This window comes from Roseateles sp. So40a (assembly GCF_048081605.1).
Classification (GTDB): Bacteria; Pseudomonadota; Gammaproteobacteria; order Burkholderiales; family Burkholderiaceae_C; genus Roseateles.
Map to the genome: position 1 here is coordinate 3034867 of NZ_CP182288.1, position 26000 is coordinate 3060866.

At 69.5% G+C, this 26000-nt stretch carries 24 protein-coding genes; 8 read left to right on the plus strand and 16 right to left on the minus strand.

The annotated features are described in order from the left end of the window. Positions 1-59 precede the first annotated feature (59 nt). Positions 60-527 (plus strand): TM2 domain-containing protein, encoded by a 468-nt coding sequence (locus ACNI65_RS13785; RefSeq protein WP_416757302.1) that lies wholly within the window; start codon positions 60-62, stop codon positions 525-527. A gap of 77 nt (positions 528-604) precedes the next feature. On the opposite strand, the gene ACNI65_RS13790 is transcribed toward ACNI65_RS13785, so the two are convergent. The 9 genes from ACNI65_RS13790 to murJ all read right to left on the minus strand — a co-directional run bounded on the left by ACNI65_RS13790 (position 605) and on the right by murJ (position 9705). Then, positions 605-1615 (minus strand): anion permease, encoded by a 1011-nt coding sequence (locus ACNI65_RS13790; protein WP_416757304.1) that lies wholly within the window; start codon positions 1613-1615, stop codon positions 605-607. A 31-nt stretch (positions 1616-1646) separates the two neighbouring features. Continuing rightward, positions 1647-2294: a DUF47 domain-containing protein gene (locus ACNI65_RS13795; protein WP_416757306.1), complete on the minus strand. Its 648-nt coding sequence runs from the start codon at positions 2292-2294 to the stop codon at positions 1647-1649. 167 nt (positions 2295-2461) lie between these two features. Further along, positions 2462-3571 (minus strand): SLC13 family permease, encoded by a 1110-nt coding sequence (locus ACNI65_RS13800; RefSeq protein ID WP_416757308.1) that lies wholly within the window; start codon positions 3569-3571, stop codon positions 2462-2464. Beyond that, positions 3568-4056 carry a 2-amino-4-hydroxy-6-hydroxymethyldihydropteridine diphosphokinase gene (folK, locus tag ACNI65_RS13805; protein ID WP_416757310.1) on the minus strand — a complete coding sequence of 163 codons (489 nt, stop codon included), beginning with the start codon at positions 4054-4056 and terminating at the stop codon, positions 3568-3570. The genes ACNI65_RS13800 and folK overlap by 4 nt, the downstream gene beginning before the upstream one ends. After that, positions 4053-5699 (minus strand): polynucleotide adenylyltransferase PcnB, encoded by a 1647-nt coding sequence (pcnB, locus tag ACNI65_RS13810; RefSeq protein WP_416757312.1) that lies wholly within the window; start codon positions 5697-5699, stop codon positions 4053-4055. The genes folK and pcnB overlap by 4 nt, the downstream gene beginning before the upstream one ends. Further along, complete coding sequence (locus ACNI65_RS13815) at positions 5696-6364, minus strand: HAD family hydrolase (RefSeq protein WP_416757314.1); 669 nt, start codon at positions 6362-6364, stop codon at positions 5696-5698. Before ACNI65_RS13815 ends, pcnB begins: the two co-directional genes overlap by 4 nt. A 56-nt stretch (positions 6365-6420) precedes the next feature. Then, positions 6421-7095, minus strand: coding sequence for an HdaA/DnaA family protein (locus tag ACNI65_RS13820; RefSeq protein WP_416757316.1), 675 nt, complete (start codon positions 7093-7095; stop codon positions 6421-6423). A 158-nt stretch (positions 7096-7253) separates the two neighbouring features. Continuing rightward, positions 7254-8030 (minus strand): SirB1 family protein, encoded by a 777-nt coding sequence (locus ACNI65_RS13825; RefSeq protein ID WP_416757318.1) that lies wholly within the window; start codon positions 8028-8030, stop codon positions 7254-7256. 100 nt (positions 8031-8130) lie between these two features. Then, on the minus strand, positions 8131-9705 hold the full coding sequence (gene murJ / locus ACNI65_RS13830) for a murein biosynthesis integral membrane protein MurJ (protein ID WP_416757320.1): 1575 nt from the start codon (positions 9703-9705) through the stop codon (positions 8131-8133). A gap of 130 nt (positions 9706-9835) precedes the next feature. Between murJ and rpsT the strand changes: the two genes are divergently transcribed. After that, positions 9836-10132 (plus strand): 30S ribosomal protein S20, encoded by a 297-nt coding sequence (gene rpsT, locus ACNI65_RS13835; RefSeq protein ID WP_088385633.1) that lies wholly within the window; start codon positions 9836-9838, stop codon positions 10130-10132. 88 nt (positions 10133-10220) lie between these two features. On the opposite strand, the gene ACNI65_RS13840 is transcribed toward rpsT, so the two are convergent. From ACNI65_RS13840 to ACNI65_RS13850, 3 genes are all read right to left on the minus strand, one after another. Continuing rightward, entirely contained in the window at positions 10221-11024 is an 804-nt protein-coding gene (locus tag ACNI65_RS13840) for an alpha/beta fold hydrolase (RefSeq protein WP_416757322.1), read from the minus strand. Next, positions 11021-12076 (minus strand): M14 family zinc carboxypeptidase, encoded by a 1056-nt coding sequence (locus tag ACNI65_RS13845; protein ID WP_416757323.1) that lies wholly within the window; start codon positions 12074-12076, stop codon positions 11021-11023. The genes ACNI65_RS13840 and ACNI65_RS13845 overlap by 4 nt, the downstream gene beginning before the upstream one ends. A 138-nt stretch (positions 12077-12214) precedes the next feature. Continuing rightward, positions 12215-12550 carry a DUF3579 domain-containing protein gene (locus tag ACNI65_RS13850; RefSeq protein ID WP_416757325.1) on the minus strand — a complete coding sequence of 112 codons (336 nt, stop codon included), beginning with the start codon at positions 12548-12550 and terminating at the stop codon, positions 12215-12217. A 243-nt stretch (positions 12551-12793) separates the two neighbouring features. Here ACNI65_RS13850 and ACNI65_RS13855 point away from each other — a divergent pair, with 243 nt between their 5' ends. Next, positions 12794-14020, plus strand: coding sequence for an aspartate aminotransferase family protein (locus ACNI65_RS13855; RefSeq protein WP_416757326.1), 1227 nt, complete (start codon positions 12794-12796; stop codon positions 14018-14020). Continuing rightward, entirely contained in the window at positions 14017-14979 is a 963-nt protein-coding gene (gene argF, locus ACNI65_RS13860; protein WP_416757328.1) for an ornithine carbamoyltransferase, read from the plus strand. Before ACNI65_RS13855 ends, argF begins: the two co-directional genes overlap by 4 nt. A 91-nt stretch (positions 14980-15070) precedes the next feature. On the opposite strand, the gene ACNI65_RS13865 is transcribed toward argF, so the two are convergent. Then, complete coding sequence (locus ACNI65_RS13865) at positions 15071-15433, minus strand: type II toxin-antitoxin system RnlB family antitoxin (RefSeq protein WP_416757330.1); 363 nt, start codon at positions 15431-15433, stop codon at positions 15071-15073. Between the two features lie 303 nt (positions 15434-15736). Continuing rightward, entirely contained in the window at positions 15737-16630 is an 894-nt protein-coding gene (locus ACNI65_RS13870; protein WP_416757331.1) for a substrate-binding periplasmic protein, read from the minus strand. Positions 16631-16893: 263 nt separating this feature from the next. On the opposite strand from ACNI65_RS13870, the gene ACNI65_RS13875 reads away from it, so the two are divergent. From ACNI65_RS13875 to ACNI65_RS13885, 3 genes are read left to right on the plus strand one after another with little or no spacing between them, the layout of a single operon-like run. After that, a complete protein-coding gene (locus ACNI65_RS13875) occupies positions 16894-17652 on the plus strand; it encodes a metallophosphoesterase family protein (RefSeq protein WP_416757333.1) in 759 nt (252 codons plus the stop codon). A 16-nt stretch (positions 17653-17668) separates the two neighbouring features. After that, positions 17669-19198 carry a protein kinase domain-containing protein gene (locus tag ACNI65_RS13880; RefSeq protein ID WP_416757334.1) on the plus strand — a complete coding sequence of 510 codons (1530 nt, stop codon included), beginning with the start codon at positions 17669-17671 and terminating at the stop codon, positions 19196-19198. A gap of 4 nt (positions 19199-19202) precedes the next feature. Further along, the gene (locus tag ACNI65_RS13885; protein WP_416757336.1) at positions 19203-19544 is read left to right on the plus strand and encodes a YkgJ family cysteine cluster protein; all 342 of its coding nucleotides are present in this window, start codon (positions 19203-19205) and stop codon (positions 19542-19544) included. Positions 19545-19571: 27 nt separating this feature from the next. Here ACNI65_RS13885 and ACNI65_RS13890 read toward each other — a convergent pair whose 3' ends face one another. Further along, positions 19572-20837 carry a tetratricopeptide repeat protein gene (locus ACNI65_RS13890; RefSeq protein ID WP_416757338.1) on the minus strand — a complete coding sequence of 422 codons (1266 nt, stop codon included), beginning with the start codon at positions 20835-20837 and terminating at the stop codon, positions 19572-19574. A 402-nt stretch (positions 20838-21239) separates the two neighbouring features. Then, positions 21240-24020 (minus strand): alpha-1,6-glucosidase domain-containing protein, encoded by a 2781-nt coding sequence (locus tag ACNI65_RS13895; protein WP_416757339.1) that lies wholly within the window; start codon positions 24018-24020, stop codon positions 21240-21242. 146 nt (positions 24021-24166) lie between these two features. On the opposite strand from ACNI65_RS13895, the gene ACNI65_RS13900 reads away from it, so the two are divergent. After that, entirely contained in the window at positions 24167-25936 is a 1770-nt protein-coding gene (locus tag ACNI65_RS13900) for an alpha-amylase family glycosyl hydrolase (RefSeq protein WP_416757340.1), read from the plus strand. The last annotated feature ends 64 nt before the right edge of the window (positions 25937-26000 follow it).

A 26000-nucleotide genomic window follows, 5' to 3' on the forward strand; every position in this document is an offset into this window, starting at 1 on the left:
GCACCCGCTGCCGACACGGGCACGGGCACAAGCACCACGACCGCCGCCACCCCCGCCGCATGAGCGCCCTCGCCCCCGACGCCGGCACCACGGCGGACCTCAAGTCCAAGACCGTCGCCACCTGGTTGAGCTTCGCGCTCGGCAGCCTCGGGGCGCATCGCTTCTACCTGCACGGCTGGCGGGACCGCCTCGGCTGGTTGCACCCGCTGCCCACGCTGCTCGGCCTGTACGGCGTGCACCGCATGGACACGCTGGGCCAGGACGACGTCACGGCTTGGTTCCTGATCCCGCTGCTCGGATTGATGGTCGCGCAAAGCATGCTCGCGGGCATCGTCCACGGGCTGACGTCCGATGAGCGCTGGGCGCAGCGTTTCCATCAGCCCGAGCGCCGCACCGGCTGGCTGCCCATCCTGGGCGTCATCGCCTGTCTGATGGTCGGCGGCGCCTGCCTGATGGCCACGATCGCATTCTCGGCGCAGCGCTACTTTGAATCGCAGGTCGAGGCGGCGCGCGAGATCAGTCAGTAAGCCCAAGAGGCTTCCGTACTTCCGCCGCCACTGGCCCTCACCCCTGCCCTCTCCCGCAAGCGGGAGAGGGAGTGCTCTCAGAACAGCGTGAAGCTGATCCAGTAGAAGATGCCGGCGATGAAGGCCGAGGCCGGGATCGTGAAGATCCAGGCCCAGACGATGTTGCCCGCCACGCCCCAGCGCACCGAGGATGCGCGCTGCGTCGAGCCCACGCCGACGATCGCGCCGGTGATCGTGTGCGTCGTCGACACCGGGATGCCCAGCGCCGTCGCCAGGAACAGCGTGATCGCGCCGCCGGTCTCCGCGCAGAAGCCCCCCACCGGCTTGAGCTTGGTGATCTTCTGACCCATCGTGCGGACGATGCGCCAGCCGCCGAACATCGTGCCCAGGCCGATGGCCAGGTAACACACGACGATCACCCAGGTCGGCGGCGAATGCTCGCCGGCACCCGCGTAACCCGACGCGATCAGCAGCATCCAGATCAGGCCGATCGTCTTCTGCGCGTCGTTGCCGCCGTGGCCCAGGCTGTACAGGCCGGCCGAGACCAGCTGCAGCCGCCGGAACCAGTTGTCCACGCGCAGCGGCGAGCTTCTGCGGAACAGCCACGCCACCGCCACCATCAGCAGCGACCCGAGCAGGAAGCCCAGGATCGGCGACACGAAGATGAACAGCACCGTCTTGCCGATGCCGCTCATGATCAGGCCCTTGGTCCCCGCCTTGGCGATCGCCGCGCCCACCAGGCCGCCGATCAGCGCATGCGAGGAACTCGACGGAATGCCGTAGAACCAGGTGATGACGTTCCACGCGATCGCGCCGATCAGCGCGCCGAAGATCACGTGGTGATCGACGATGCTCGCGTCGATCGAGCCCTTGCCGATCGTCGCGGCCACCTTCAGCTCGAAGAACAGCACCGCGATCACATTGAAGAAGGCCGCGAACAGCACGGCTTGCTGCGGCTTGAGCACGCCGGTCGAGACGACCGTCGCGATCGAGTTCGCCGCATCGTGGAAGCCGTTCATGAAGTCGAACGCGACGGCCAGCACCACGAGCATGGCCACGACCCAGAAGGCCACCTGCATCGTTCCCATTGGAGACGCTCCTATCGAACGATCGCGGGGATCAGGAGTTCTCGAGGACGATGCCCTCGATCAGGTTGGCGACGTCCTCGCAACGGTCGGAGATCGACTCGAGCTGCTCGTAGATGGCCTTGAGCTTGATCAGCTCGCGCACGTCCTCCTGCTCGCGGAACAGCTTGGACATCGCGGCGCGCATCACGCGGTCGGCGTCGGACTCGAGCTTGTCGATCTCCTCGCAGGCCTTGATCGCGGCCTCGGCGGTCTGCGGCTCGCTGAGCTTGGGCAGCAGCGTCACGGCGTGCTTGACGCGCTCGCAGCACTTGGCCGACAGCTCGCCCAGGCGCAGCACCTCGTCGGGGATGGAGCGCACGTCGTACAGCTGCATCGTCTCGGAGGAGTCCTGCAGCAGGTCCAGGATGTCGTCCATCGCGTTGATCAGGCCGTGGATCTGCTCGCGGTCGATCGGCGTGATGAAGGTCCGGTGCAGCAGCCGGTTCACCTCGGCGGTGACGCGGTCGGCATGGTGCTCGGCCCGGTCGACCTCGGCAGCGTACTTCTCGCGCAGCGTCAGGTCGTTGTAGTTCTGGATCATGAGCATGAAGGCGCGCGCGCCTTCGACGATCTGCGCGCCGTGCTCATTGAACAGTTCGAAGAAATTGCCCTCTCGGGGCAGCAGCTTGCCGAAAAACATGGGGAGGCTCCGGGCCGTGCGATCCTCGCCGGACCGTCACAAATGATTCATTTCCGTGTCACGGAAAACCCGCAAGTGTAGCGGCCCGTGGCCCGATGGAGCCACCGCCGGGATTTCCCCGGCCCTCATTCATCGGTCGAATGAGGAAATGTCCGGGCGCTCCGCGCTCACAGGAACAGCAGCGCGTAGCCGATCGCCGTGGCCACCACCAGCGCGGGAATCGCGTACAGGTGGAAGACCTTCCACGCGCGCGGGTCATCGGTCATGCGCAACGCGATCAGGTTGGCCAGCGAGCCGATCATCAGCCCGAAGCCGCCGACGTTGACCCCGTAGGCGATGACGCGCCAGTCGGTGGAGAACTCCGCCAGCGCGATGGTCGCCGGCACGTTGCTGACGAGCTGGCTGACGCCGATGCTGGCCAGGTACAGATGCGTCGGCTGCTCCAGCCCCAGACCGCGCATCAGCTGGTTCACGCTGTCCAGCCCGGCCAGCAGGCGCAGGTCGACGAACATCAGCACGAACACGAGCAGCAGGCCCCAATCCAGGTCGGCCACCACCCGCGGACGCAGCACGAGAAACAGCACCAGGACCGCCGCGGCCGCCCATCCGGCCTGATGCATGTCGGTGGCGATGAGGAACGGCAGATACAGCAGTGCGGAGACCACGAGCAGGCGCTTGTCCAGCGACACGGTCTCGTGCGCGAGCACCGCGAGCCGGCGGCCCTTGAACGCCATCGCCGTGACCACGAGCAGCACCGCCATCAGGCTGGCCACGAGCGGCAGCTGGTGCCAGATGAAATCGGTGAACGGCACCTGGGCGCGCTGCCACAGGAAGATGTTCTGCGGATTGCCGATGGGGGTCAGCGCCGAGCCGGCGTTCACCGCCAGGGCCTCGAAGATCACGATGCGCGTGGCCGGCATGCCGGTGATCGTGCACACGCGCAGCGTGAGCGGCACCACGACGAAGAGCGCCACGTCGTTGGTCAGCACCGTCGACAGCAGCGCCGCCGTCGCGACGAGGAACAGCGCCGCGGCCCGCTCGGTGCCCATGGACTCGACCAGCGTGCGCCCCAGCGCATGCAGCGCGCCGCTCAGCTCCAGGCCCTTCGTCAGCAGCAGCAGGCCCGTCAGGGCGGCGATCGTGGGCCAGTCCACCAGCGTGCCGTAGCTGGCGATGCGCGCGGGCTGCACCACGGAGAAGATCAGCAGACCGGCCAGCAAGGCCAGGAAGAAGCGGTCCTGCTTCAGGCCCAGCAGCACACGGGAGATCACGCTCATCGCAGCGGTGCGTCCTCACGGGTCAGCGCCTGGTCGGCGACGGCCGGCAGATGGGCAAGCAGTGCGCCAAGCCCGGGCGCGCTCAGCGCCGGATCCAGCTCCAGCAGCGGTCGCAGCACGAAGGCGCGTTGGTGCAGGCGCGGATGCGGCACGACCAGCCGATCCAGCGCGATGGATTCATCGCCGTAGAGCAGCAGGTCCAGGTCGAGCGTGCGCGGCGCGTTCACGAACGGGCGCTCACGCCCGTGTCGCAGCTCGATCGCCTGCAGCGCCGCCAGCACCGCCAGCGGCGACAGCGTGGTGCGCACGCGGGCGACCGCGTTCAGGTAGTCGGGCCCCTCGCAGCCGACCGGCGCGCTGCGCCAGGCGCCGGAGACGGCCTCCAGGGTCAGGCCGGGCTCGTCGGCGAGGTCGGCGAGCGCCGCCTCCAGCGTGCGCCGCAGGTCGCCGAGATTGGCGCCCAGGCCGACGTACGCCGTGATCATGCGTCGCCGGTCGAGCCCGCGTCCGCCGCGCCGGTGCCGCCCGCCGCCTTGGGCTTGCGTCGACGGCGGCGCTTCTTGGCCGGCGCGCTCGCGCCGCCCTCGGAGGACTCGAAGCCCTCACCGCCATCGCCGTGGTCCATGGCCTCGGGATCGATCGGCAGCGAGGCCGCGGATTCACCGCTGACCGGCTGCGCTCCGCCCACCGAGCCGCGCGGCACCGAGTGCACCCGTCCGCCGCCCGCCTTGGGCTTGCTGCGCGGGCCGCCCTGACGCTGCGTCTCGCGCGCCTGGTCGAGCAGCGCGCGGCGATCGTCCTCGCTGCCCAGCGCGAAGTCCTCCCACCAGTCGGCCAGCGCCGGATCGATCTCGCCCGCCTCGGCGCGCAGCGCCAGGAAGTCGAAGCCCGCGCGGTAACGCGGCTGCTCGATCAGGCGATGCGGACCGCTGCCGGTGCGGCGCTCGAAGCGCGGCTGCATCATCCAGATCTCGCGCATGTCCGCGGCGAGCTTGCCGCGGCCGGAGATGTCGCCCACGCGCGCGTCGAAGACCAGGTCGATCGCCTGCTGCAGCGCGGGCACCGGGCCCTCGCCGCCGTCGGTCAGGCGCTTCCAGCGCTGCTGGACCTCGCCCCAGAGCATGCACGCGAGCATGAAGCTCGGCGCCACCGAGCGCCCCTCTTCCACGCGCTTGTCGGTGTCTTCCAGCGCCAGGCGGACGAACTTGCCGTGCACGTTGTCGGGCAGCGCGCCGTCCTTGTCCAGCACCGCGTCCAGGATGGGGAACACGCCGCGCGCCAGGCCCTGCTTGCGCAGCTCATCGATGCTGGCCAGCGAATGCCCGGTCTGCAGCAGCTTGATCATCTCGTCGAACATGCGCGACAGCGGCACGTTCGCGAGCAGCGGCGCCATCGCGGCGATCGGCGCGCGGGTCTTGGGCTCGATCGTGAAACCGAGCTTGGCGGCGAAGCGCACCGCGCGCAGGATGCGCACCGGATCCTCGCGGTAGCGGGTCTCGGGGTCGCCGATCATGCGCAGGACCTTCTTGCGCGCGTCGGCCAGGCCGCCGTGGTAGTCGACCACGAGCTCGCGCTCGGGGTTGTAGTACATGGCGTTGACGGTGAAGTCGCGGCGCGCGGCGTCTTCGATCTGAGGACCCCACACGTTGTCGCGCAGCACGCGGCCGGACGCGTCCACGACGTGCGACTTGCCCTCCAACGCGCCCTTGGACGTCTTCTCGTTGCCCTGCACCTGCTCGGCGTCGTCCTCCTTGAGCAGCGCGCGGAAGGTCGAGACCTCGATGACCTCATGCTCGCGGCCGCGGCCGTAGACCACGTGGACGATGCGGAAGCGCCGGCCGATGATGAACGCGCGGCGGAACTGGTTCTTGACCTGTTCCGGCGTGGCGTCGGTGGCGACGTCGAAGTCCTTGGGGCGGCGGCCCAGCAGCAGGTCGCGCACGGCGCCGCCGACGATGAAGGCCTCGAAGCCCGCGTCGGTCAGGCCCTTGACGACCTTCACCCCGCGCTCGTCCAGCAGCGCCGGATCGATGCGGTGTTCCTCCGCGGTGACTTCCACCCGCTTGCCCAGCGGCGTGGCGGTCCCCTCGGGTTTGCCCAACAGCTTGTTGATAAATTTCTTGATCATTCGAAGAGCTTCAATATCGGCCAGCCGCGCTCGCGCGCCAACGTCTCGAGGGCCGCGGTGGGATTGGTCGCCACCGGATGGCTGACCCGCTCCAGCAGCGGCAAGTCATTCATCGAGTCGCTGTAGAAATGCACACGCTCGAACTCCTCCCAGCGACGGCCCTGGGCGGCCAGCCACTCGTTCACGCGCACGATCTTGCCCGCCTGGAACGAGGGCGTGCCGCGCACGCGTCCGGTGAACGCACCGGTGTCATCGCGCTCCAGCTGCACGGCGATCAGGTGATCGATGCCGAAGGCCTGGGCGATCGGCGCGGTCACGAATTCATTGGTCGCGGTCACGACGACCACGAGATCCCCGGCATCCAGGTGGCGCTGCACCAGTGCGCGCGCATTGTCGCGCAACATCGGCGCGACGATCCGGGCCATGAATTCGGCCCGCGCGGCCTCGGCCTCGGCCAGCGGGCGGGCCCGCCAGACCGAGGTGGCGAAGTCGACGTATTCGTCCAGGTCGAGCTCGCCGCGCTGGTACTGGGCGTAGAACTCGTCGTTGCGCGCGGCCCAGGCGGCGCCATCGGCCCAGCCGATCTCCACCATGTAGGCGCCGAAGGCGTGGTCGGAGTCCTGCGGGATCAGCGTCCCATCCAGGTCGAAGAGGGTCAGGTCCACGGGCGAGTCCTTGAAGAAGCGGTGGGTTCCGGGAGGCGCGGACCAGGGCCGGCGGCTCAGGCGAGCACGCCCTGGTCGGCCAGCATCTGGCGCAGCAGCGGCACGGTGACGGCGCGCTTGCTGGCCATCGCGAATTCATCCAGCCCGTCCAGCAGCGTCATCAGGTGCTTCAGGTCACGGGCGTAGCGGTTGAGCAGGTAGTCGATCACGTCGTCGGTGAGCGCGATGCCGCGGCGGTCGGCCTCGCGGCGCAGCACGGCGCGGACCTCGGCCTCGGACAGCGGCTGCAGCGCGAAGGTCGGGCCCCAGCCGAGCCGGGTGCGCAGGTCTTCGCGCAGGTCCAGGTCCACCGGCGGCGCGGTGCCAGTGGAGACGACCGCCAGCCCCAGCGTGGCGGCCTCGACGAACAGGGCGAAGGCGGCGTGCTGCTGACCGGGATCGAAACGCTGGGTGTCGTCCAGCAGCAGCAGGCTGGGATGGGTGGGCAGTTCCCAGGGCAGCGGCGTGTCGGCGTCATACCAGCCGACCTGCGCGCCGGCATGCTGCCAGTGCTGGGCGAGCGCGCGCAGCAGGTGCGTCTTGCCGCTGCCGGGCGGCCCCCACAGGAACACCGGCGGCGAGCCCCCACCCAGCCCCAGCACATGCGTCAGGGCGGCGGTATTGGCACCGGTGAGGAGCGTGTCAAAGGTGTAGTCGGGCTCGGGACCGAGCGACAGCGGGATCTGCTTCAAACCACTTCAGCGTTGGATGACGGGGGCGCGTGCGCGGCAAGGCCGGCGCGAAGATGGACGCGACGACGGGCACGAAGACGGGCACGAAAACGGGCACGTCTCCCTCGAAAGGGGAGGATTCTAAGCGTCGGGCGACGCTCTCCCTCTTTCGGATGCCCTCAATGGAAGGTGGCGGGACCGCCACCCGCATCGCGCAGTTGCTGGAGCGCCTGCTCGAGCTCGGCGCGCTCGACCCGGTCCTCGGGCAGCAGCGCCACGAGCTTGCGCTGCACGGCCAGCAGCCGGGGCAGATCCTGCCGGTCCATGTGGATCTGCTTGAGGTTGCGCAGGATGCGGGCCAGGATCTGCCGCGGCGACGCCGTGCCGAGGAAGGCATCCAGCGACATCGGCTCCTGCGGCATCAGCCCGGCGCGCTCTCGCCAGGGGCTGAGGAACTCATCGAGCTCGCCGCGGCCGAGCGAGCGGCCGCTGAAGGGATCGAGCACGACCTCACCCTGCGGCAGCCGCAGTTTCATCAGGAAGTGGCCGGGAAAACTGACGCCCTTGACCCGCAGGCCGACGTGCGAGGCCAACTCCATGTAGACGATGGCCAGCGTGATCGGGATGCCGCGGCGCGTGGCCAGCACCTGGTGCAGGTAGCTGTTGCCCACGGCGTAGTAGTCGTTGACGTTGCCCGCGAAGCCGAGCTCGCCATGGAAATACTGGTTCAGCATGCGCAGCCGGTGGCTGGGCGGCGCATCGGCCGGCAGGCGCTGCCGCAGCCGTTCGCCGAGCCGGTCCAGCTCCGCCATCACCTGCTGCACATCGAGCCGGGGGAAGTCGTCCAGCGCGATCGCGGTAGCGGCCTCGGCCAGGTTCAAGGTGTCGTCGTCGGCAACCAGCGTCGAGAAATAGTCCAGCGCCGTCGGCACCGTCCACTGCAAGGGTGAACTCATGCGCCGGAGTCTACGCCCGCCATCGGGTCCCGCCACCCACACGGAAGCAGGCCCCCGCCCTCCCCCATCAGACGGTCTTCCCGGGGTGAGCCCTGCCGCTTCAGGCCCGGCGGGCGAACTCCCGCAGCTTCACGCCCAGCAGCATCAGCACGGCGAAATACAGCAGCGCCGAGCCGCCCAGGCTCAACGCCATCCAGCCCGCGCGCGCGAGTTCGAAGCTCATTCCCTTGCCGCCGACCCACGGGAAGTACCGTGCCAGCCACCACTGCAGCGCGCCCATCGCCGCGCTGGCGATGACCACGCGCAGCAGGAACAGCGCCCAGCCCGGCTCCGGCGTGTAGGTGCCGAGCTTGCGCAGTCCGTGCAGCAGCAGCAGCGCGTTGACCACGGCCCCCAGGCCGATGGACAGCGAAAGCCCCGCCACGCCGATGCCCAGCCCGAACACGAAGATCGCGTTGAACACCTGCGTCAGCACCAGCACGCCCACGGCGATGCGCACCGGCGTGCGCATGTCCTGGCGCGCATAGAACCCGGGCGCCAGGATCTTGATCGACACCAGTCCCATCAGGCCCAGCCCGTAGCCCATGACCGCGCGCGCGGTGTGCGCGACGTCCTCGCCATGGAAGGCGCCGCGCTGATACAGCGTCGCCACGAGCGGCTCGGCGAAGACGAGCAGCGCCACCGCGCAGGGCAGCGCCAGCAGGAAGGTCAGGCGCAGACCCCAGTCCAGCAGGCCCGAGTAGCGCGCGGTCTCGCCCTTGGCGGTGCTGGCGGCGAGCTGCGGCGTGAGCACCACGCCCAGCGCCACGCCCAGCAGCGCGATGGGGAACTCCATCAGGCGGTCGGCGAAGGTCAGCCACGACGCGGCGCCCTCACCCACCGAGATGGCGATCTGCGTGTTGATCAGCAAGGACAGCTGCGCCACGCCCACGCCCAGCAGCGCCGGCCCCATCTTGCCCAGCACCTGGCGCACGCCGGGATTGGCCGCGGCCTGGCGGAAACCGGACCAGCTCAGCGCGAAGCGCGGCATCAGGCCGATCCTGAGCAGCGCGGGCACCTGCATGCCCAGCTGCAGGATGCCGCCGAGCATCACGCCCAGCGCCAGCGAGTAGATGGGTTCATATCCATGGCGCGCCAGCACCGGTGTCAATCCATAACCGCAGGCGATCGAGGCCACGTTCAGCAGCACCGGCGTCACCGCCGGCACGATGAAGCGCTTCCACGTATTGAGGATGCCGGCCGACAGCGCCACCAGCGACATGAACCCGATGTACGGGAACATCCAGCGCGTCATGACCACGGCGGCCTCGTGCGCGTCGTGCGACAGGCCCGCGCCGAGCGCCCACACCAGCACCGGCGCGCCGACCACGCCCAGCACGCAGGTCCCCAGCAACGCCCACAGCAGCACGGTGGCCACGGCATCGATCAGGCCGCGGGTGGCATCATCGCCATCGCGCGCGCGCGCCGCGGCCAGCGCCGGCACGAAGGCCTGCGAGAACGCGCCCTCGGCGAAGAGACGGCGCAACATGTTGGGGATGCGGAACGCGACGTTGTAGGCGTCGGTCATCGCGTTCGCGCCGAACAGACCGGCCACCATCTGATCCCGGACCAGGCCCGTGATGCGCGACAGCAGCGTGAAGACCGAAACGACGGAAGCGGTGCGGAGCAGGTTCATTCAGGGGACGGGCGGGCGCGAAGGACCGCGCATTATGGGTGCCCGCTGAGAACGACATCTCTCCGGATTTGGTTTTTCCATTCCTGGCTGCTATACTCGCCGTCTTTGCACCATCTGGACTGATAAGACAATGGCAAGCTCTTCCAAAGCCAAGAAGAAAACCGTGCGCCTGGCCTCGGGCCGCAAGCGCGCACGTCAAGACGTCAAGCTGAACGCCGCCAACACGGCGCTGCGTTCGAAGTTCCGCACGGTCATCAAGAACGTGCAAAAGGCGATCGTCACGGGTGACAAGGCCAAGGCCGCTGACCTGTTCAAGACCGCCCAGCCCGTCATCGACTCCGTCGCCGACAAGGGCATCTTCCACAAGAACAAGGCTGCTCGCCACAAGAGCCGCCTGTCCGCCAAGATCAAGGCGCTGGCCGCCTGATAACCAAGATCCAGCTCTGGTGCACGTAGAAGGCCCGCCATTCGGCGGGCCTTTTCGCTTTCAGGATCGCCCGTTGCCGGGCTGGCCCTCACAGCGGCATCGGGGCGGTCTGCCCCACCACCTCGCGCACGTGGAGCCAATCCACGACATTGCGCGCCACCCATTCCCCGTCATCCAGCGGCAGGTCATGCCCGGCATGGCGGTGCAGCCGCAGCGGCGCGCCCCAGGCGCGGCTGATCGCCTGCGAGCATCGCCAATCCACCAGCGTGTCGCCCTGGCTGCACAGCAGCAGCATCGGCGGTTCGGGCTTGGCCAGGCTGGCGCGATAACGCGCCGCGGCCAGCAGCTGGCGCAGCGCATTGCGCCGACGCACCGGATGCCGGCGCTGGATCGACACCCAGTCGTCGAGCACCTGCTCGGGCTGCTGCTGCAGCCGCGTCGTCATCTGGAGCACCTTGGCCTCGCGCCTGCGCAAGCTCAGCCGCGTGAGGCTCAACAGCAGCAGCGACCAGTAGTTCGACGGCCGCAGGCGGCGGAAGAACGCGCTGAACGGCCGCAGGCTCGTGTTGATGAGCACCACACCGTCGAGTTCCCGCGGATGGCGCGCCGCCCACTCGCTGGCCACCATCGCTCCGAGCGACATCGCCAGCACCTGATAGGGCGGCGGCACGCCGCGTCGGCGCAACTCCGCGCGGCATTCCTCCATCATCGCGTCCACGTGCGTGGGACTGCTCTGCCGATGCTTGTCCCCGTTGCCCGGCAGGTCGAGCAACTCCAGCCGCGCCTGCGGCTGCTGCACCTGCAACGCGCGTTGCAGGTGGATGGGGAAGTCGCCCCAATGGGCGCTCTCGCGTGTCAGCCCGCGCAGCAGCACCCACGTGTGCATGCTCATCGGACGATCCTCCGATACCAGCGGTTCAACGCCTGCTCCCCGTGATCGATTCTTGTGTCCGGCCCCGGCAACCACCGGAACGCGCTCTGCGTCGCGCGAGTCATGAAATCCATCCAAGCCATATGCCGTCGCAATACACGCTGTTCGCGATGGGCGATCAGCGGATTGAACATGCCGTGCCGGGAGAGTAGCTGGCGAGGATTTTTCTTCACCCACAGCCATGACCCCATTTCGAGTGTCATTGGCAGGAAGATCCCCCGATCGAGGGTGAGCGCCTCGTCATAAAGATGGTCCCAGAGGTCCCCATGCGTCAGGTAATGGCGGCTCTGCGGCTCCATCACGTAAGGGTGCGGAGACAGGCATTGATCCAGGACCTCGCACAACGCATGGATCTCGGCCAGGTGCGGCATCGGCCGGCGGCTGCGCGCATATGGGAACCAGATCCGGTCCCGCAAGCCGAAGCCGCTGTGGAAGTCGATCGAGATCGACACCGGCCGCCCCAGCAGCTCCTCGCGCACGAATCGGCACAGGGCCTCGCTCTCGGGCTGCATCGGCGCCTGCGCGGGGCCGCGGTAATACGGCAGCAGTCGGGTGAGGCGATGTCCGCCGATCAGGAAAGGCACGCCGTGCTCGGCGTCCTGCGGTGCGTTGCGCATCAGGTCCACGCCCTGCGGATTCGCGCGAGAGCCCGCCAGCACACCGCCCGGATTCACGATCGGCAGGAACACCAGCCGCAGCGATTCCAGTTGCTGATGCAGGCTGAGGTCCCAGCGCAGCCGTCGCACGAGGCTGCCCAGGTAGGCGAGCACGACCTGCGCGCCGATGCGCTCCAGGCCATGAACGCCGCCGATGAAGGCCAGCGCCGGCACGGACGGATCGGGATTGCCCATCGTCACGCCGAGCACCGGCAACGCGCCCTGCGGCGTGGTAACGGTGACGAGTTCACGCGCCCCGATCAGCGCCCCGCCCTGTTCGATCAGGCGGTGCAGCTCGCGCAGTTCCGGCAGGAGGACCTCGGCCCGAGGGGCCGCATCGGCGGTGAAGACGGCCATGTCCGGCAAGCCTCGTGGGCGGGTCGCAGCGAACCCGGCAGGCTAGCCGCGATGGCGGCACTTGGCGATGGCCCGAACGGGCCACGGAAAAGGTCAGCGAGGAGGCGGAGAAGACCGGGAGGCCAGGACGTCCGGGGCTCAGGTCTTGCCGGGCTCGCGGCCGTCGGGCAGCAGGCAGGCGTCGACGACCTGCAGCTTGTTGTCGCGGGCGAAGTTCATGACGAAGTCCCAGGCCATCGGCTCGACGGACTTCAGCGCCTCGTTGACGATGACGCACTTCACGCCGTTGACCACGCGCGGCACGCAGTAGGGGGAGTAGCCCAGGTAGGCGTCGCGGCCGCTGCGCGTGCCGCCGGGACGGAAGCAGGACATGGCCCCGGCCAGACGTTCGGCCCAGTCGCTCGGACGGAAGGTGCGGCCATCCGTGGTGATGCCCTGGATGAACACTTCTCGCGGCTTGGGCTGCTCAGTCATTGGCTACTCGGTCTCACGCGTCCCGGCCCGCGGCGGGGGGACGGGCGTCCGGTCGCGGCAGGCAAAACCGCTATTGTGCCCTGGATGTGTTGCGTCGCAGCACGCATGGGCTTACGGCTCGCCCTGGTCAGCGTGACTGCCGACACTGTCCAGGAGGAATCGTTTCCCCGCTGAGGGTCGACCCGTAGAATCGGCCGCTTCACCCCTCCCATTCACCCCCCACTCCGACTACCTGGAGAGTTGATGAACGCCTCGGACTCCTCGTTCGCCGCCCCGACCGAACCCCATGTGATGCAAACCTATGGCCGCCTGCCGATCGCGTTGTCGCACGGCGAAGGCGTGTGGGTGTGGGACACGGCCGGCCGACGATACCTGGACGGGCTGGGCGGGATCGCCGTCAACACGCTCGGGCACAACCACCCGGTGCTCGTGGAGGCGCTGCGGGATCAGGTGGGCAAGCTGATCCACACCAGCAACTACTACCACGTCCCGCTGCAGGAGCAGCTCGCGGCGAAGCTCTGCGCGCTGTCGGGCCTGACCAACGTGTTCTTCTGCAACTCGGGCCTGGAGGCCAACGAGGCGGCGCTGAAGATCGCGCGCAAGTACGGGCATGACCGCGGCAACACCTCGCCCGAGGTGATCGTCTTCGAGAAGGCCTTCCATGGCCGCTCGATCGCGACGCTGTCGGCCACCGGCAATCCGAAGGTGCAGGACGGTTTCGGTCCGCTGGTGCCGGGCTTCGTGCGCGTGCCGCTGAACGACATCGAGGCGCTGCGCAAGGCCGTGGCCGAGCATCCCAACGTCACCGCCGTGTTCCTGGAGACCATCCAGGGCGAAGGCGGCGTGAACCCGGCGCGCATCGATTTCCTGAAGGACCTGCGCAAGCTCTGCGACGAGCATGAGCTTCTCCTGATGCTGGACGAGGTGCAGTGCGGCATCGGCCGTACCGGCAAGTGGTTCGCGCACCAGTGGGCGGGCATCGTGCCCGACGTGATGCCGCTGGCCAAGGGCCTGGGCTCGGGCGTGCCGATCGGCGCGGTGGTCTGCGGCGACAAGGCCGCCAAGGTCTTCGGACCGGGCAACCACGGCACGACCTTCGGCGGCAATCCGCTGGCGATGCGCGCGGGCGTGACCACGTTGAGCGTCATGGAGGCCGACGGCCTGCTGGCCAACGCGGCCACGGTGGGCGCCGAGCTGAAGGCGGCGATCGAGCGCGGCCTGGCCGGTGAGTCCGGCCTGGTGGAGGTGCGCGGCCAGGGACTGATGCTGGGCATCGAGCTGGACCGTCCGTGCGGCGTGCTGCTGCAGCAGGCGATGGAAGCCGGCCTGCTGCTCAGCGTGACGGCCGACCGCGTGATCCGCCTGGTGCCCGCGCTGACGCTGACCAGCGCCGAGGCCACGCAGATCGCCGACATCCTGGTGCCGCTGGTGAAGGCCTTCCTGGCCCAGACGCCGGCCTCCGCGCCATGAAGCCGGGGAACAGCCTGATGCGTCATTACCTGCAGTTCAAGGACCTGCGCGCGGAAGAGTACGCCCACCTGTTCGACCGTGCCGCGATGATCAAGCGGCGCTTCAAGAACTACGAGAAGTACCAGCCGCTGCAGGACCGCACGCTGGCGATGATCTTCGAGAAGGCCTCGACGCGCACCCGCGTGAGCTTCGAGGCGGGCATGTACCAGATGGGCGGCTCGGTGGTGCACCTGACCACCGGTGACAGCCAGCTGGGCCGCGCCGAGCCGATCGAGGACAGCGCGCGCGTGATCAGTCGCATGGTCGACATCGTGATGATCCGCACCTACGAGCAGACCAAGCTCGAGCGCTTCGCGGCGCACTCGCGGGTGCCGGTGATCAACGGTCTGACCAACGAGTACCACCCGTGCCAGATCCTGGCGGATCTGTTCACGTTCATCGAGCAGCGCGGCATGGACCGTCGCGGCGCGATCGACATGGAGTGCCTGAAGGGGCGCGTGGTGGCGTGGGTCGGTGATGGCAACAACATGGCCAACACCTGGCTGCAGGCGGCGGAGATCCTCGGTTTCACCGTGCACGTGAGCACGCCCAGCGGCTACGAGATCGATCCGGCGGTGGCCGGCATCCGGGACACGAGCTGCTACAAGGTCTTCAAGGATCCGAAGGAAGCCTGCAAGGGCGCGGACCTGGTGACGACGGACGTGTGGACGAGCATGGGCTACGAGGCCGAGAACGAGGCCCGCCGGGCGGCGTTCGCGGACTGGTGCGTGGACGCGTCGATGATGGCGCAGGCCAAGCCGGACGCGCTGTTCATGCACTGCCTGCCGGCGCACCGCGGCGAGGAAGTCGCCGCGGACGTGATCGACGGGCCGCAGTCGGTGGTCTGGGACGAGGCCGAGAACCGCATGCACGTGCAGAAGGCGCTGATGGAGTACCTGCTGCTGGGCCGCATCGGCTGAGCTGACGAATCGATCCAAGCGCTTGTTCCTCGGGACAAGCGCCCCACGACAAGGCCCGCTGCGTGCGGGCCTTTGTTCATGGTGGCGGGCGTCAGATCACCATGCCGTGGGTGATGGCGAAGCGTTGTGCTCGGCTCATCATGACCATATCCAGGGATGGCAGTCGCTCGGCAAGGAGTGCAGCCGAGTGTTCGCGCATGGCGTCATCCCCTTCAATCAACTCGAACTTGAACGGCTTGAAGTCCGTGCCATCGAAATTTCCACAGAAGAATCGGCGAATGCGAGACGCGTTCGCCACAAGGATGTCGAAGACCACCTTGCCGACCACACCTCGCGATTGGAGCTCGTGAACGATCATGTCCATTTCGTCCAAGGGCGCAGACGGACCGACCGCCAGCACGCAAGCGGAAAACCTCATCGGATCCGGAGAGGGACAGACGACGTAATGCTTCATGGCATTCCTTTCAAAAGTCGATGGCAGCTGTCTTCAATCATTGAGAGCACCCGCGTCACCAGATCAATGGCTTCGGCGCGTTCCTCGAGAAGCCGGGCCCCCACGACAATCGCGGAGACGAGTTGCACCGCCACCTCTGGCGCGACCACGTGATCCGCGGTCGCCGACTGCGCCTTCGTTGAACAACGAGCTGCGCATTCTTCGCGTCGCCCTTGCGCGGCGCCATTGCCCAATCAAGTCAATGTGCACGCGTTCAAGTGAGCGTCAGTCGACAACCCGCCATCGCCAAGCCGAGCCGGCGCCCTACTTCACCGCCCCGATCGCCTTCAACCCGTCCTCGTAGGAGCCGGCGGGATAGTGCTTCTGCACCGCCTTCCACACGGTGCCCGCGCGCGCGTTGCGCTCCAGTGCGTCGGTGAGGATCTCCCGCTCCTTGGCCGGCAGATGCCGCGACAGGTAGATCCCGCTGTCCGTCCAGTTCAGCTCCGCCATCGCCTCCAGCCGCAGGCGGTCCAGCAACGGACGTGTCCGCGAGTCCTGCAGCAGTGTGCCCGCCAGGATCGACGGCGCCATGATCGTCACATCGGCCAGGCTGCGCTCCAGCGTGCGCACCACCGACGCCGTGTCCGCCTCCATCACCAGCCGGCGTTGCGCCCGCAAGGTCTTCAGCAGCTCCAGGTAGGGCTCGCCGTAATCGAAGCCGCGCACCACCGCCACCCGCAGCTCGCGCCGCTCGGCCAGGTCCGCCAGGCTCTCGATCGGCGCGCGGTCCGAGGCCAGCGAGATCAGCATCGCCCGCGCCTTCATCATCGGAATGAAGTCGCCGTGCAGGTCGCGCTGCGTCGTGCGGGTCGCCGGCACCAGCACGTCGGCGCTGCCGGCGGCGAACATCGCCTCCACGCGCGCCCGCGGCACGACCACGAAATCAAACTGGCAGCCCGTCTCCGACGCCACCTTGCGCAGCACGTCCGGGAACACGCCGCTGACCTCGCCGCCCGAGGTCACCACGCTCATGCCGATCGGCGCCACCGGCACCCGGATCGCCCGCGTGCAGTCGGCCCGAGCCGCGCCCGCCCACAGCGTCGCGCCGGCCGCCAGCCACACCGCCGCCCGCCGCAGAGCGCGCGCCCGGCGTTCGATCGCCGTGACCCGTCCGCATGCGGATCGGCCCGGCTGCCCGAGATGCCACCCATTCATCGTTGTTATCTCCCGTGCCGGGGCTGCCGCCGGCGCCCCATGTCGAGGGCCAGATTAGCAAAGCCGCGCCCGCCCACAACCGCCGAAACCCGCGACTCCCCCCGCCCGTCGCCCATCCGGAGGGGGATGAACCCTCCGGTTCGGGGGAGCCCGGGGCCGCCGGGTACGCTCCAATGGCGGGTGCGAGGCGGCGCGGGCTCACCCCGGAGGTCGCCCACTCGCGAAGCTTGACGTCAGCCCCGCGTGGCATCCTTGCCGCTGTCATGAAAACCGCTCTGATCTCCGACCTGCACGCCAACCGCCAGGCGTTCGCGGCCGTTCTCGACCACGCCCGGCGCCAGGGCGCCCTCCATTTCGCGCTGCTCGGCGATTACGTCGGCTACGGCAGCGATCCGGGCTGGGTCGTGGATCAGGTCCGCGCGCTGCGCGAGGACGGCGCCATCGTCGTGGCCGGCAACCACGACCTGGGCGTCACCCAGGGCCCCCGCCCCACGATGAACGACGACGCGCGCGCCGCCATCCTGTGGACGCGCGCCCAGCTCAGCGAGTCGCAACTCGCCTTCCTGGCCAGCCTGCCGATGGCCGAGGAAGAGGACGACTGCCTGTACGTCCACGCCAACGCCTTTGATCCGACCGGATTCGCCTATGTCCAGGGGCGCCTGGAGGCCATGCGCAGCCTGCATGCGACCGAGTGCAGATACACCTTTTGCGGCCACATGCACGAGCCGATGCTGTACCACCTCTCGGGGACCGGCAAGGCCGGCGACTTCCGGCCCCAGCCTGGTGTGCCCATCCCGCTGCTGCCCAACCGGCAATGGCTGGTGATCCCCGGCGCCTGCGGCCAGCCGCGCGACGGCAACCCGGCGGCGGCCTACGCGCTGTTCGATCACGACACCGAGGAGCTCACCTTCCAGCGCGTCCCGTACGATGTCGAGGCCGCCGCTGCCGCGCTGCGCGCCGCCTCCGGCCTGCCCGCCGGACTGGCGGACCGACTCGCGCAACGCCTGGCCATCGGCCGCTGAGCGTGCCAAGGAATCGATGAACGACGCCCACCCGACGCCTGCTTCACCCTCCACCCCGGTCCCGATCACCACCCCGCTGCAACCCGGCCAGGTGCTGGATGGGTTCGTGCTCGAGGCGCGGCTGCATCAGGGCGGCATGGCCAATCTGTGGCAGGTGCGGCGCCAGTCCCCGGCTGACGCGCCCGAGGGCGAGACCTTCCCGCTGATCATGAAGGTCCCCCGCATCAAGGGCGGCGAGGACCCGGCCAGCATCGTCGGCTTCGAGGTGGAGCAGATGATCCTGCCCGCGCTCAAGGGACCGCACGTGCCGCGTTTCGTCGCGCGCGGCGACTGGCGCCGGCAGGCCTACATCGTCATGGAGCGCATCGAGGCCGACAGCCTGCGCCCGCGGCTGGACCAGGCGCCGCTGCCGCTGGTGGAGGTGGTGGAGATCGGCATCCAGGTCGCGCACGCGCTCACCGACCTGCATCGCCAGCACCTGGTGCACCTGGACATCAAGCCCAGCAACATCCTGCTGCGCCCCGACGGCAGCGTCGTGCTGGTGGACTTCGGCCTGTCGCGCCACGACTTCCTGCCCGACCTGCTGGAGGAGGAGTTCTCGCTGCCGATGGGCACCGGGCCCTACATGTCGCCCGAGCAGGTGCAGTTCGTGCGCAACGATCCCCGCAGCGACCTCTTCGCGTTGGGCGTGATGCTCTATCACCTGTCCACCGGCGAACGCCCCTTCGGCCAGCCGACCTCGGTGCGGCAACTGCGCCGGCGCCTCTACGTCGACCCGATCCCGCCGCGCGCGATCCGTCCCGAACTGCCGCCGTGGTTCCAGGAGATCGTGCTGCACTGCCTGGAGGTGCGCGCCGAGCGCCGCTATCAGAGCGCCGCGCAGCTCGCCCTGGACCTGCAGCGGCCCGACGCGGTCCCGCTGACCGCGCGCGCGCACAAGCTCCAGCGCAGCGGGCTGGTGCGCCGATTCAAGCGCTGGTTCCTGGCGCTGGGCGAGGAGCCGCAGGCGCCGGCCTCGGTGGGCGCGCAGGTCGCCCGCAGCCCGGTGATCATGGCCGCGGTCGACGTGCAGGGCGCCACGCCGGCGCTGCTCGAGGCCCTGCGCGAGGTCGTGCGCCGGCTCATGCAGACCGAGCCGGGTGCGCGCCTGGCCTGCGTGGGGGTGATGAAGACGAACCGCCTCGGCATGGACGAACTCACCGACGCGCAAGGCCGCAGCCATCACGTGCAGCAGCTGATCGCGCTGAAGAACTGGGCCCATCCGATGACGCGCGAGCTGGCCCTCGAGGATGGCCGCCTGACCTTCCACGTGCTGGAGGCCCCCGACACCGGCGACGCGCTGATCGAGTTCGCCGCCAAGACCGGCGTCGATCACGTCGTGATGGGCGCGCGCGCCAGCTCGGTCATCCGCCGCTACCTGGGCAGCGTCTCGGCGCAGGTCGTCACGCAGTGCACCTGCTCGGTGACCGTCGTGCGGGAGCCCCCGCAGCCCGACGATCCGCCGCCGCCCGACAGCCCGCCGATCAGCCCGTCCGCCTCGAACTGAGCCCATGTCCGCCATCGCCGACAACCCCTGCACCCGCTGCGGTGCGTGCTGCGCGAGCTTTCGCGTCGACTTCTCCCGTCAGGAACTGATGAGCGAGGGCGGCACCGTGCCCGACGGACTGACGGTGGAGGTCACCGGCCACACCTGCCGCATGCGCGGCACCGACCACGCGCGCCCGCGCTGCTCGGCGCTGCAGGGCCAGGTCGGCGAGCGCGCCGGCTGCGGCATCTACGAATGGCGCCCGTCGCCGTGCCGCGAATTCGGCATGCGCGCCCCGCTGGGCCTGGGTGACGAGGCCTGCACCCGCGCTCGCGCGCGCCACGGGCTGCCGCCGTTGGGGAACTGAGCCCCGCGGGCTCGGCGCCGCGGCAGCTCAGCGTGACTTGACCGTCGGCCGGTCCATCTTCGCGCGCAGGCTGTCGAGCTTGGCCGAATAGAGCTGGCGTTGGCGGCTGGTGACGCTGTACTCCTCGGCCTTGGCGAGCTCGTCGCGCACGATGTCCCACTTGCCCAGGCCGACGTTGGCCAGGGCCATCCAGAAATGGAACTCGTGGTAGTAGGCCGAGCGGTCGATCTCCTTGGCGAAGTAGTCGCGGGCCTTGGCGTAGTCGCCCGTCTTCATCGCGGCCACGCCCAGGTCGAAGAACTTGAACGGCGGGAACGGCTGCAACGCGGCGAGCTGCGCGTCGTAGGCCTGCGCCTCGGCGAGCTTGTCCTGGAAGCGCAGCGCCTGCACGAGGTTGCCCATGGCCTGCACGTTGGCCGGTTCACGCGCCAGCACCGCGCGGAACACGCGCTCGGCGAGGACGGTCTCGCCGTGGCGCCGATAGATCACGCCCAGCGTGTTGAGCGCCGACAGCAGGCGCGGGTCGTACAGCCAGGCGGCGCGCGCCCACCAGTAGGCGCGGTCGGTCTGAGCCTGGGACATGAGCTCCGCGGCGCGGTTGTTCAGGTACATCGCGACGATCATGCGTTCGTCGATCGCCATCGCGCGCTGGCGCGCGATCTGCGCGCCGGGCAGGAAGTCCACCACCAGCGAGGACTCCTCGCCCAGCACGCGGAAGTCCGTGCGGCGCCGTGCCAGCGCGATGTTGACGTGGCCGGAGACGACCTGCAGGTCGCCGACGCGGCTCCACTGCTCCTCGTCGTAGATCTGGCGGAAGGTGACCGGCAGGCCCATCTCGCGCGCGAAGACCGCGGTCATCATCGCCAGCGACAGGCAGTTGCCGGCCTTGGCGTCATAGGCCTCGGCGGCGGTGCGGGTCATCTCGGCGTCGTACTCGAGCTGCAGGTCGCCGCGCTTGTACAGCGCGTCCAGCAGCATCGCGCGCAGGTCGCGGGTGTCCAGCATCAGCGGCCCGGTGGTGGAGTTGGGCAGCCGGTCGTGCAGGAACTGCCGCATCCTGGGCGAGATCGCCATCACCTTGTCGGGCTCGATCACGTCGCGCGCGGGGGCGAAGAGCTCGTCGTGGATCAGCGGCGCGGGATCGATCGCGGGCGTGGGAGGCGGCGCGGTGGCGCAGCCGGTGAGCGCGAGGAGCGCGAGGAGCGTCAAGGCGCCGAGTGAGCGCAGCGCGGCGCGGCCGCGTGGCGCGGGGTGAGAGACATGGACTGCTTGGATCGCCTGGCTGGTTCCCATGACCGTCTCCGACGCGGCCTCTGACAGGGCCGCTGGAGGGGATGCTAGTCCTGTGGGGACGCGGGCGCATCCCCGCATGCGACGGACGCGGGGATACGGCGGGTGAATCCCGCCGATGCGGGGACCGAGACACCCCTCACCCCAACCCCTCTCCCGCTTCGCGGGCGAGGGGCCTTCGCGCAGTCAGGCATTGAGGCCCCCTCTCCCGCTTCGCGGGCGAGGGGCTTTCGCGCAGTCAGGCATTGAGGCCCCCTTTCCCGCTTCGCGGGCGAGGGGCTTTCGCGCAGTCAGGCATTGAGGCCCCCTCTCCCGCTTCGCGGGCGAGGGGCTTTCGCGCAGTCAGGCATTGAGGCCCCCTCGCCCGCGAAGCGGGAGAGGGCGGGGGGTGAGGGCTCTTGGCAGTCAGCGCCGCTCGACCACGAACACGGCGACGCTGCGTGCCGGCACCCGGAAGACGCCCTTGGCGCCGTCGACGCCGGCCTCACGCCGCACGCGCGCATCGGCGGCCCCGGCCGCGCGCTGCACCGGATGCAGTCGCCAGGCGAAGCCAGCCTCGGCCGGCAGCGTCATCTCGGCCGCTTCGGCGCCCGCGTTGACGACGTACAGCAGCCGCTCAAACCCCGCATCCGCCCTGCCCTTGCCATCCAGCCGCCCGACGATCACGCCCGCCTGCTGCCCCGGCCCCGTGTTGTGGAACACCAGACGGCGCTCGATCTCCCGCGGATCGCTCAGCCGCAACAGCGGTGTGCTCGCGCGGATGCGCAGCAGATCGAGGAACACGCGGCTCGTCCAGCCGATCTGCGCCGGCCCCGGCTTGATCGCGGGATCGGCCAGCAGCGGCCGCAGCAGCGCGTCGTCGGCGACCACGCCGCTCTCGCCACCCACGCCACCCTCTCCACCCGGCGGCAAGCCCGCGCCAAACCCGTTGTCGCGCCCGCGCCAGTCCAGCCGGTTGAACCAGTCGCCGGAGTCGTAGCTATTGCGATCCATCGACTTGGACCGCAGCAGCTCCCCACCCGCGTGGAAGTACGCCACGCCCTGGCTGAGCGCGTTGATGCCCAGCACCACGGCCTGCGTGCGGGCGCGATCCTCCGGCGAGGTCTCGCGCGGCAGCTTCAGCACCAGCGCGTCGAAGAGCGTCTGGTTGTCGTGGTTCTCGACATAGTTGACGACCTCCGCCGGCACCGACGCGTACCCGGCGGGCTGATCCCCGTAGGGCAGCTCGTCGCCGCGCACGCGCCGGCCCTCGGCGGTCTCCAGCACGACGCCGCGCAACGTGCCGGCCATCGCCAGCTTGAGCAGGTCGCCCTGGCGCAGCAGCTCGGCGCGACGTGCCGCGTCACCCGCCGGCGCGGGGATCACGAAGCCGGGCCGATGCATCGAGGTCGCCGCGTCGTCCCCGGCGGCCCCGCCGCGCACCGCGTCACGTCCACGGTCGCTGAAGGTCCCGATACCCGTCCCGTTGAGCGATCGCTGCGAGGCCTGCACGAATCGCCGGCCATCGGCCACCTCGCCGAAGTTCCACCCCTCGCCGATCAACGGCACCTCGCGGCCGAGCTCGCGCCGCAGCCTGGCCTGCAGCCGCTCCATCACCGCGCGCGGCTGATGCCCCATCAGGTCGAAGCGGAAGGACGCGATCTTGTAGGCCCGCGCCCAGAGCACCACCGAGTCCTCCAGCAGCTTGCCCATCATGAGGTGCTCGGTCGCGGTGTTGTCGCAGCAGGTCGAGCGCTCGACGCGGCCCGCCGCATCGAGCCGCTGGTAGTAGCCGGGGACGATGCGATCCAGCACCGAGTGCGGATGCTGCCCCGAGGCAGTCGTGTGGTTGTAGACCACGTCCATGCCCACGCGCAGTCCCGCCGCGTGCAGGCCCATCACCATCGCGCGCAGCTCCCGCACGCGCACCGCGCCGTCATTGGCATCGCTGGCGAAGCTGCCCTCGGGCGCATTGAAGTGATATGGGTCGTAGCCCCAGTTGAAGCAGTCGCTCGCGGCTTCGGCCATCACGGCGCGGCGTTGCGCGTCGCTGTCAGGCGCCAGGCCCTGCGGAACACGCGGCACGGTGCAGCCCCGCTCGGGCACGGTGGCCAGGTCGAAGATCGGCAGCAGATGGACGTCGGTCAGCCCGGCGCGGCCCAGCGCGCGCAGGTGACGCATGCCGTCGGACCGCGATTGCGTGAACGCCAGGTACTTGCCGCGCTGCGACGCGGGCACGGTGGCGTCGTCGCGGGAGAAGTCGCGCACATGCAGCTCGTAGACGACCATGTCGGTCGGCGTCTTCACGCGCGCGGGAATCGCGCTGGCGTCCCAGCCCGCGGGCTTGAGCCGCGGCTCGTCCAGGTCGGCCACGTAGCTGCGCGCCGAGTCCGCCGACAGGCTCACCGAGTACGGATCGGTCACCAGGTTGCGCACGCGTCCGACGCCGGGGACGAAGACCTCGACCAGGTAGCGGTAATACGCGCCGCCGCGCACGCCGGCGGCGGTGGCGGACCAGATGCCGGTGGCGTCATCGCGGACCATCGGCTGGCGCGAGCGCGCGGCGCTGTCCGGGCCGTCGTGGACGCAGAGCTCGACCCGGTCGGCCGTCGGCGCCCAGAGCTTGAATCCCGCTCCTTGAGCACCATGGGCGCCGAGCGACACACCCAGCGCCGTCTCGCGCTGCGCCGCGGCGTAGCGCTGGTCCAGCGCCCGCGCCGTCTGCGCCGGACTCCAACGCGTCACGCGGCCATCCGCGCCCTCGACGGTGACGAGCGCCTGCCCGGTCCACAGCGTCGTGGGATCGACCGAGGCGTCCAGCGTCAGTTCCGCGCCCGGCCCCAGATAGGCCGCCTGCGCGGCGACCTCCGCGGGCAGCGGCGCGTCCGTGGCCTGCAAGGTCTGAACCCGATCCGCACCGGTCACCCGGCCGTCGACGATCGCGAGCGCGCCGGCCGCCGACCGGTGCACGCGCACGACCTCGCCCGCAGCGAGCTGCAAGCCGGGCCAGCGCAAACGCCGTGCGTCGAGCCAGACCGGCTGCGGCGCCGCCGGATCAGCGGGCGCGACGCTGGCCGACGCCGCCGCCAGCACCGTGGCGGGCGGGCCGTCGCAATCGGCGAGTGGGCGCTGCTGCGCGGCGGCCAGTCCGGGCATCGCCAGCGCGGCCAGGAGCGATGTGACAAGCGAGGTCGCGATCCAAGTCATGTTTTAGATGGTAGCAAAACTACATACGCGAAGGATCAGGACTTCCCTTCATAGGTCATTCCTTCTATGCTGCGGCGCGGCGACCGGGAATCACCGGTCACGCAGATGTACTTTTGCTACAGACAAGAAGATCCGGAGACCGATCGATGGTGCGAACCGCCCTGACCTGCGCGATGGCCGCGCTGGGCCTTCTGAGCGTCGATGGCGCGTGGGCCGCAACCACTGCACCCGCCGCGCCCGATGCCGCCGCCACGCCGGTCGACCTGTCTCCGGTGAAGGAGCTCCGAGGGCGCAGCCCCCTGCCCGAAGGCTGGCAGCACGGCGCGTTCATCGAGATCTTCGTGCGCGGCTTCCAGGACAGCGACGGCGACGGCATCGGCGACCTGCGCGGCGTCATCCAGCGGCTGGACTACCTGCAGGCGCTCGGCATCAAGGGCATCTGGCTGATGCCCATCACCGCGAGCGCCGATCGGGACCACGGCTACGCGACCACCGACTACCGCGCCATCGAGCCGCAGTACGGCACGCTGGCCGACTTCGACGCGCTGATCCGCGAGGCTCACAAGCGCGGCATCGGCGTGGTGATGGATTACGTCATCAACCACAGCGCGCGCGAGCATCCGTTGTTCCAGGCCGCGGCGGCCGATCCGGCCAGTCCCTGGCGCGACTGGTTCGTGTGGAACACGCAGCCGCTGAGCGCGCTGCAGGACTGGGACATCTGGGGCAAGACGCCGTGGTACCTGCCCGGCGAGGAAGTGCCCGAGGTCGCCGAAGGCGCGAGCGCGCCGCCCAAGCCCGAATCCACCGCGTCGTCGCCGGCAGGCTCGCCGCGCTACTTCGCCACCTTCGGTCCGCACATGCCGGACTACAACATGCGCCACCCCGCCGTCGTGAAGTACCACGAGGACAACCTGCGCTACTGGCTCAATCGGGGCCTGGACGGGTATCGACTCGACGCCGTGCCGCACCTGATCGAGAACAGCGCCAAGGACTGGAATGACCAGCCCGAGAGCCGCGCCCTCACCGGCGCGTTCACGCGGCTGATCCAGCGTTATCCGCATCGCTTCGTCGTCTGCGAGGCCACCGCCGAGCCCAAGGTCTACACCCGGCCCGAGATCTGCGGCAGCGCCTTCGCGTTCGGCCTGGAGCGCGCGGTGATCGACGCGGCCAAGGGCGGGGACGGCGCGGTCGAGGCGACGGCCAAGGTCGCGCGTTTCTTCACCGAGGCGCCGCTGGGCATGGCCACCATGCTCAGCAACCACGACATCTTCGCGGGCCGGCGTCCCTGGGACCAGTTCGGCGGCGACGAGGCCGGTTATCGGCTCGCCGCGGCGACCTACCTGCTGCTGCCCGGCACGCCCTTCCTGTATTACGGCGAGGAGATAGGACAGGCCGGCGTCGCGGGACTGCCCGGCGACGCGCCGCTGCGCGCGCCGATGAGCTGGACCGCCGATGCGCGCGGCTTCACCACCGGCACGCCGTTCCGGCCGGTCTCACCGAACATCGCCACGCACAACGCGCAGGCGCAGGCGGCCGATCCGGGCTCGCTGCTCAACTTCTACAAGGCGATGCTGGCGCTGCGCAACACGCAGCCCGCCCTGGCGCGTGGCAGCTACGAGGCGCCGCTCGCGCAGGGACGCGTGCTCAGCTTCCAGCGTGCCTACCGGGGGCAGCGCGTGCTCGTGGTGATCAACTACGGCCAGGAGGCGGCGCGCGTCGAGCTGCCGGGCCTGCCGGCCCGCGCGCGGCTGAAGACGCTGTATCCGGCGGCGGGATCCACCGCGGCGCGTCCGCTCGCGGATGCCCCGGCCGCCGCAACTGCCGTATCCGCCGCATCCGCCCCAACGGCCGACGCCTCCGGCCGCCTCACGCTGGACGCCGCGCCACGGTCCTTGCAAGTCTTCCGACTGCGCTGAACGGGGCGCACGATGGCCTTTCTCCCGCTTCTGGCACGATGCCCCTCGCCGCTTGTTTCCCTCG

Bases quoted from the DNA above. Each gene is read 5' to 3' on its own strand.
- ACNI65_RS13900 (WP_416757340.1), top strand. From the start codon at position 24,167: ATGGTGCGAACCGCCCTGACCTGCGCGATGGCCGCGCTGGGCCTTCTG.
- murJ (WP_416757320.1), bottom strand. From the start codon at position 9,705: ATGAACCTGCTCCGCACCGCTTCCGTCGTTTCGGTCTTCACGCTGCTG.
- ACNI65_RS13840 (WP_416757322.1), bottom strand. From the start codon at position 11,024: ATGAGCATGCACACGTGGGTGCTGCTGCGCGGGCTGACACGCGAGAGC.
- pcnB (WP_416757312.1), bottom strand. From the start codon at position 5,699: ATGATCAAGAAATTTATCAACAAGCTGTTGGGCAAACCCGAGGGGACC.
- ACNI65_RS13785 (WP_416757302.1), top strand. From the start codon at position 60: ATGAGCGCCCTCGCCCCCGACGCCGGCACCACGGCGGACCTCAAGTCC.
- ACNI65_RS13790 (WP_416757304.1), bottom strand. From the start codon at position 1,615: ATGGGAACGATGCAGGTGGCCTTCTGGGTCGTGGCCATGCTCGTGGTG.
- ACNI65_RS13890 (WP_416757338.1), bottom strand. From the start codon at position 20,837: ATGGGAACCAGCCAGGCGATCCAAGCAGTCCATGTCTCTCACCCCGCG.
- ACNI65_RS13895 (WP_416757339.1), bottom strand. From the start codon at position 24,020: ATGACTTGGATCGCGACCTCGCTTGTCACATCGCTCCTGGCCGCGCTG.
- ACNI65_RS13880 (WP_416757334.1), top strand. From the start codon at position 17,669: ATGAACGACGCCCACCCGACGCCTGCTTCACCCTCCACCCCGGTCCCG.
- ACNI65_RS13850 (WP_416757325.1), bottom strand. From the start codon at position 12,550: ATGACTGAGCAGCCCAAGCCGCGAGAAGTGTTCATCCAGGGCATCACC.
- ACNI65_RS13845 (WP_416757323.1), bottom strand. From the start codon at position 12,076: ATGGCCGTCTTCACCGCCGATGCGGCCCCTCGGGCCGAGGTCCTCCTG.
- ACNI65_RS13870 (WP_416757331.1), bottom strand. From the start codon at position 16,630: ATGAATGGGTGGCATCTCGGGCAGCCGGGCCGATCCGCATGCGGACGG.
- ACNI65_RS13855 (WP_416757326.1), top strand. From the start codon at position 12,794: ATGAACGCCTCGGACTCCTCGTTCGCCGCCCCGACCGAACCCCATGTG.
- ACNI65_RS13875 (WP_416757333.1), top strand. From the start codon at position 16,894: ATGAAAACCGCTCTGATCTCCGACCTGCACGCCAACCGCCAGGCGTTC.
- ACNI65_RS13885 (WP_416757336.1), top strand. From the start codon at position 19,203: ATGTCCGCCATCGCCGACAACCCCTGCACCCGCTGCGGTGCGTGCTGC.
- argF (WP_416757328.1), top strand. From the start codon at position 14,017: ATGAAGCCGGGGAACAGCCTGATGCGTCATTACCTGCAGTTCAAGGAC.
- ACNI65_RS13865 (WP_416757330.1), bottom strand. From the start codon at position 15,433: ATGAAGCATTACGTCGTCTGTCCCTCTCCGGATCCGATGAGGTTTTCC.
- rpsT (WP_088385633.1), top strand. From the start codon at position 9,836: ATGGCAAGCTCTTCCAAAGCCAAGAAGAAAACCGTGCGCCTGGCCTCG.
- ACNI65_RS13825 (WP_416757318.1), bottom strand. From the start codon at position 8,030: ATGAGTTCACCCTTGCAGTGGACGGTGCCGACGGCGCTGGACTATTTC.
- ACNI65_RS13800 (WP_416757308.1), bottom strand. From the start codon at position 3,571: ATGAGCGTGATCTCCCGTGTGCTGCTGGGCCTGAAGCAGGACCGCTTC.
- ACNI65_RS13795 (WP_416757306.1), bottom strand. From the start codon at position 2,294: ATGTTTTTCGGCAAGCTGCTGCCCCGAGAGGGCAATTTCTTCGAACTG.
- folK (WP_416757310.1), bottom strand. From the start codon at position 4,056: ATGATCACGGCGTACGTCGGCCTGGGCGCCAATCTCGGCGACCTGCGG.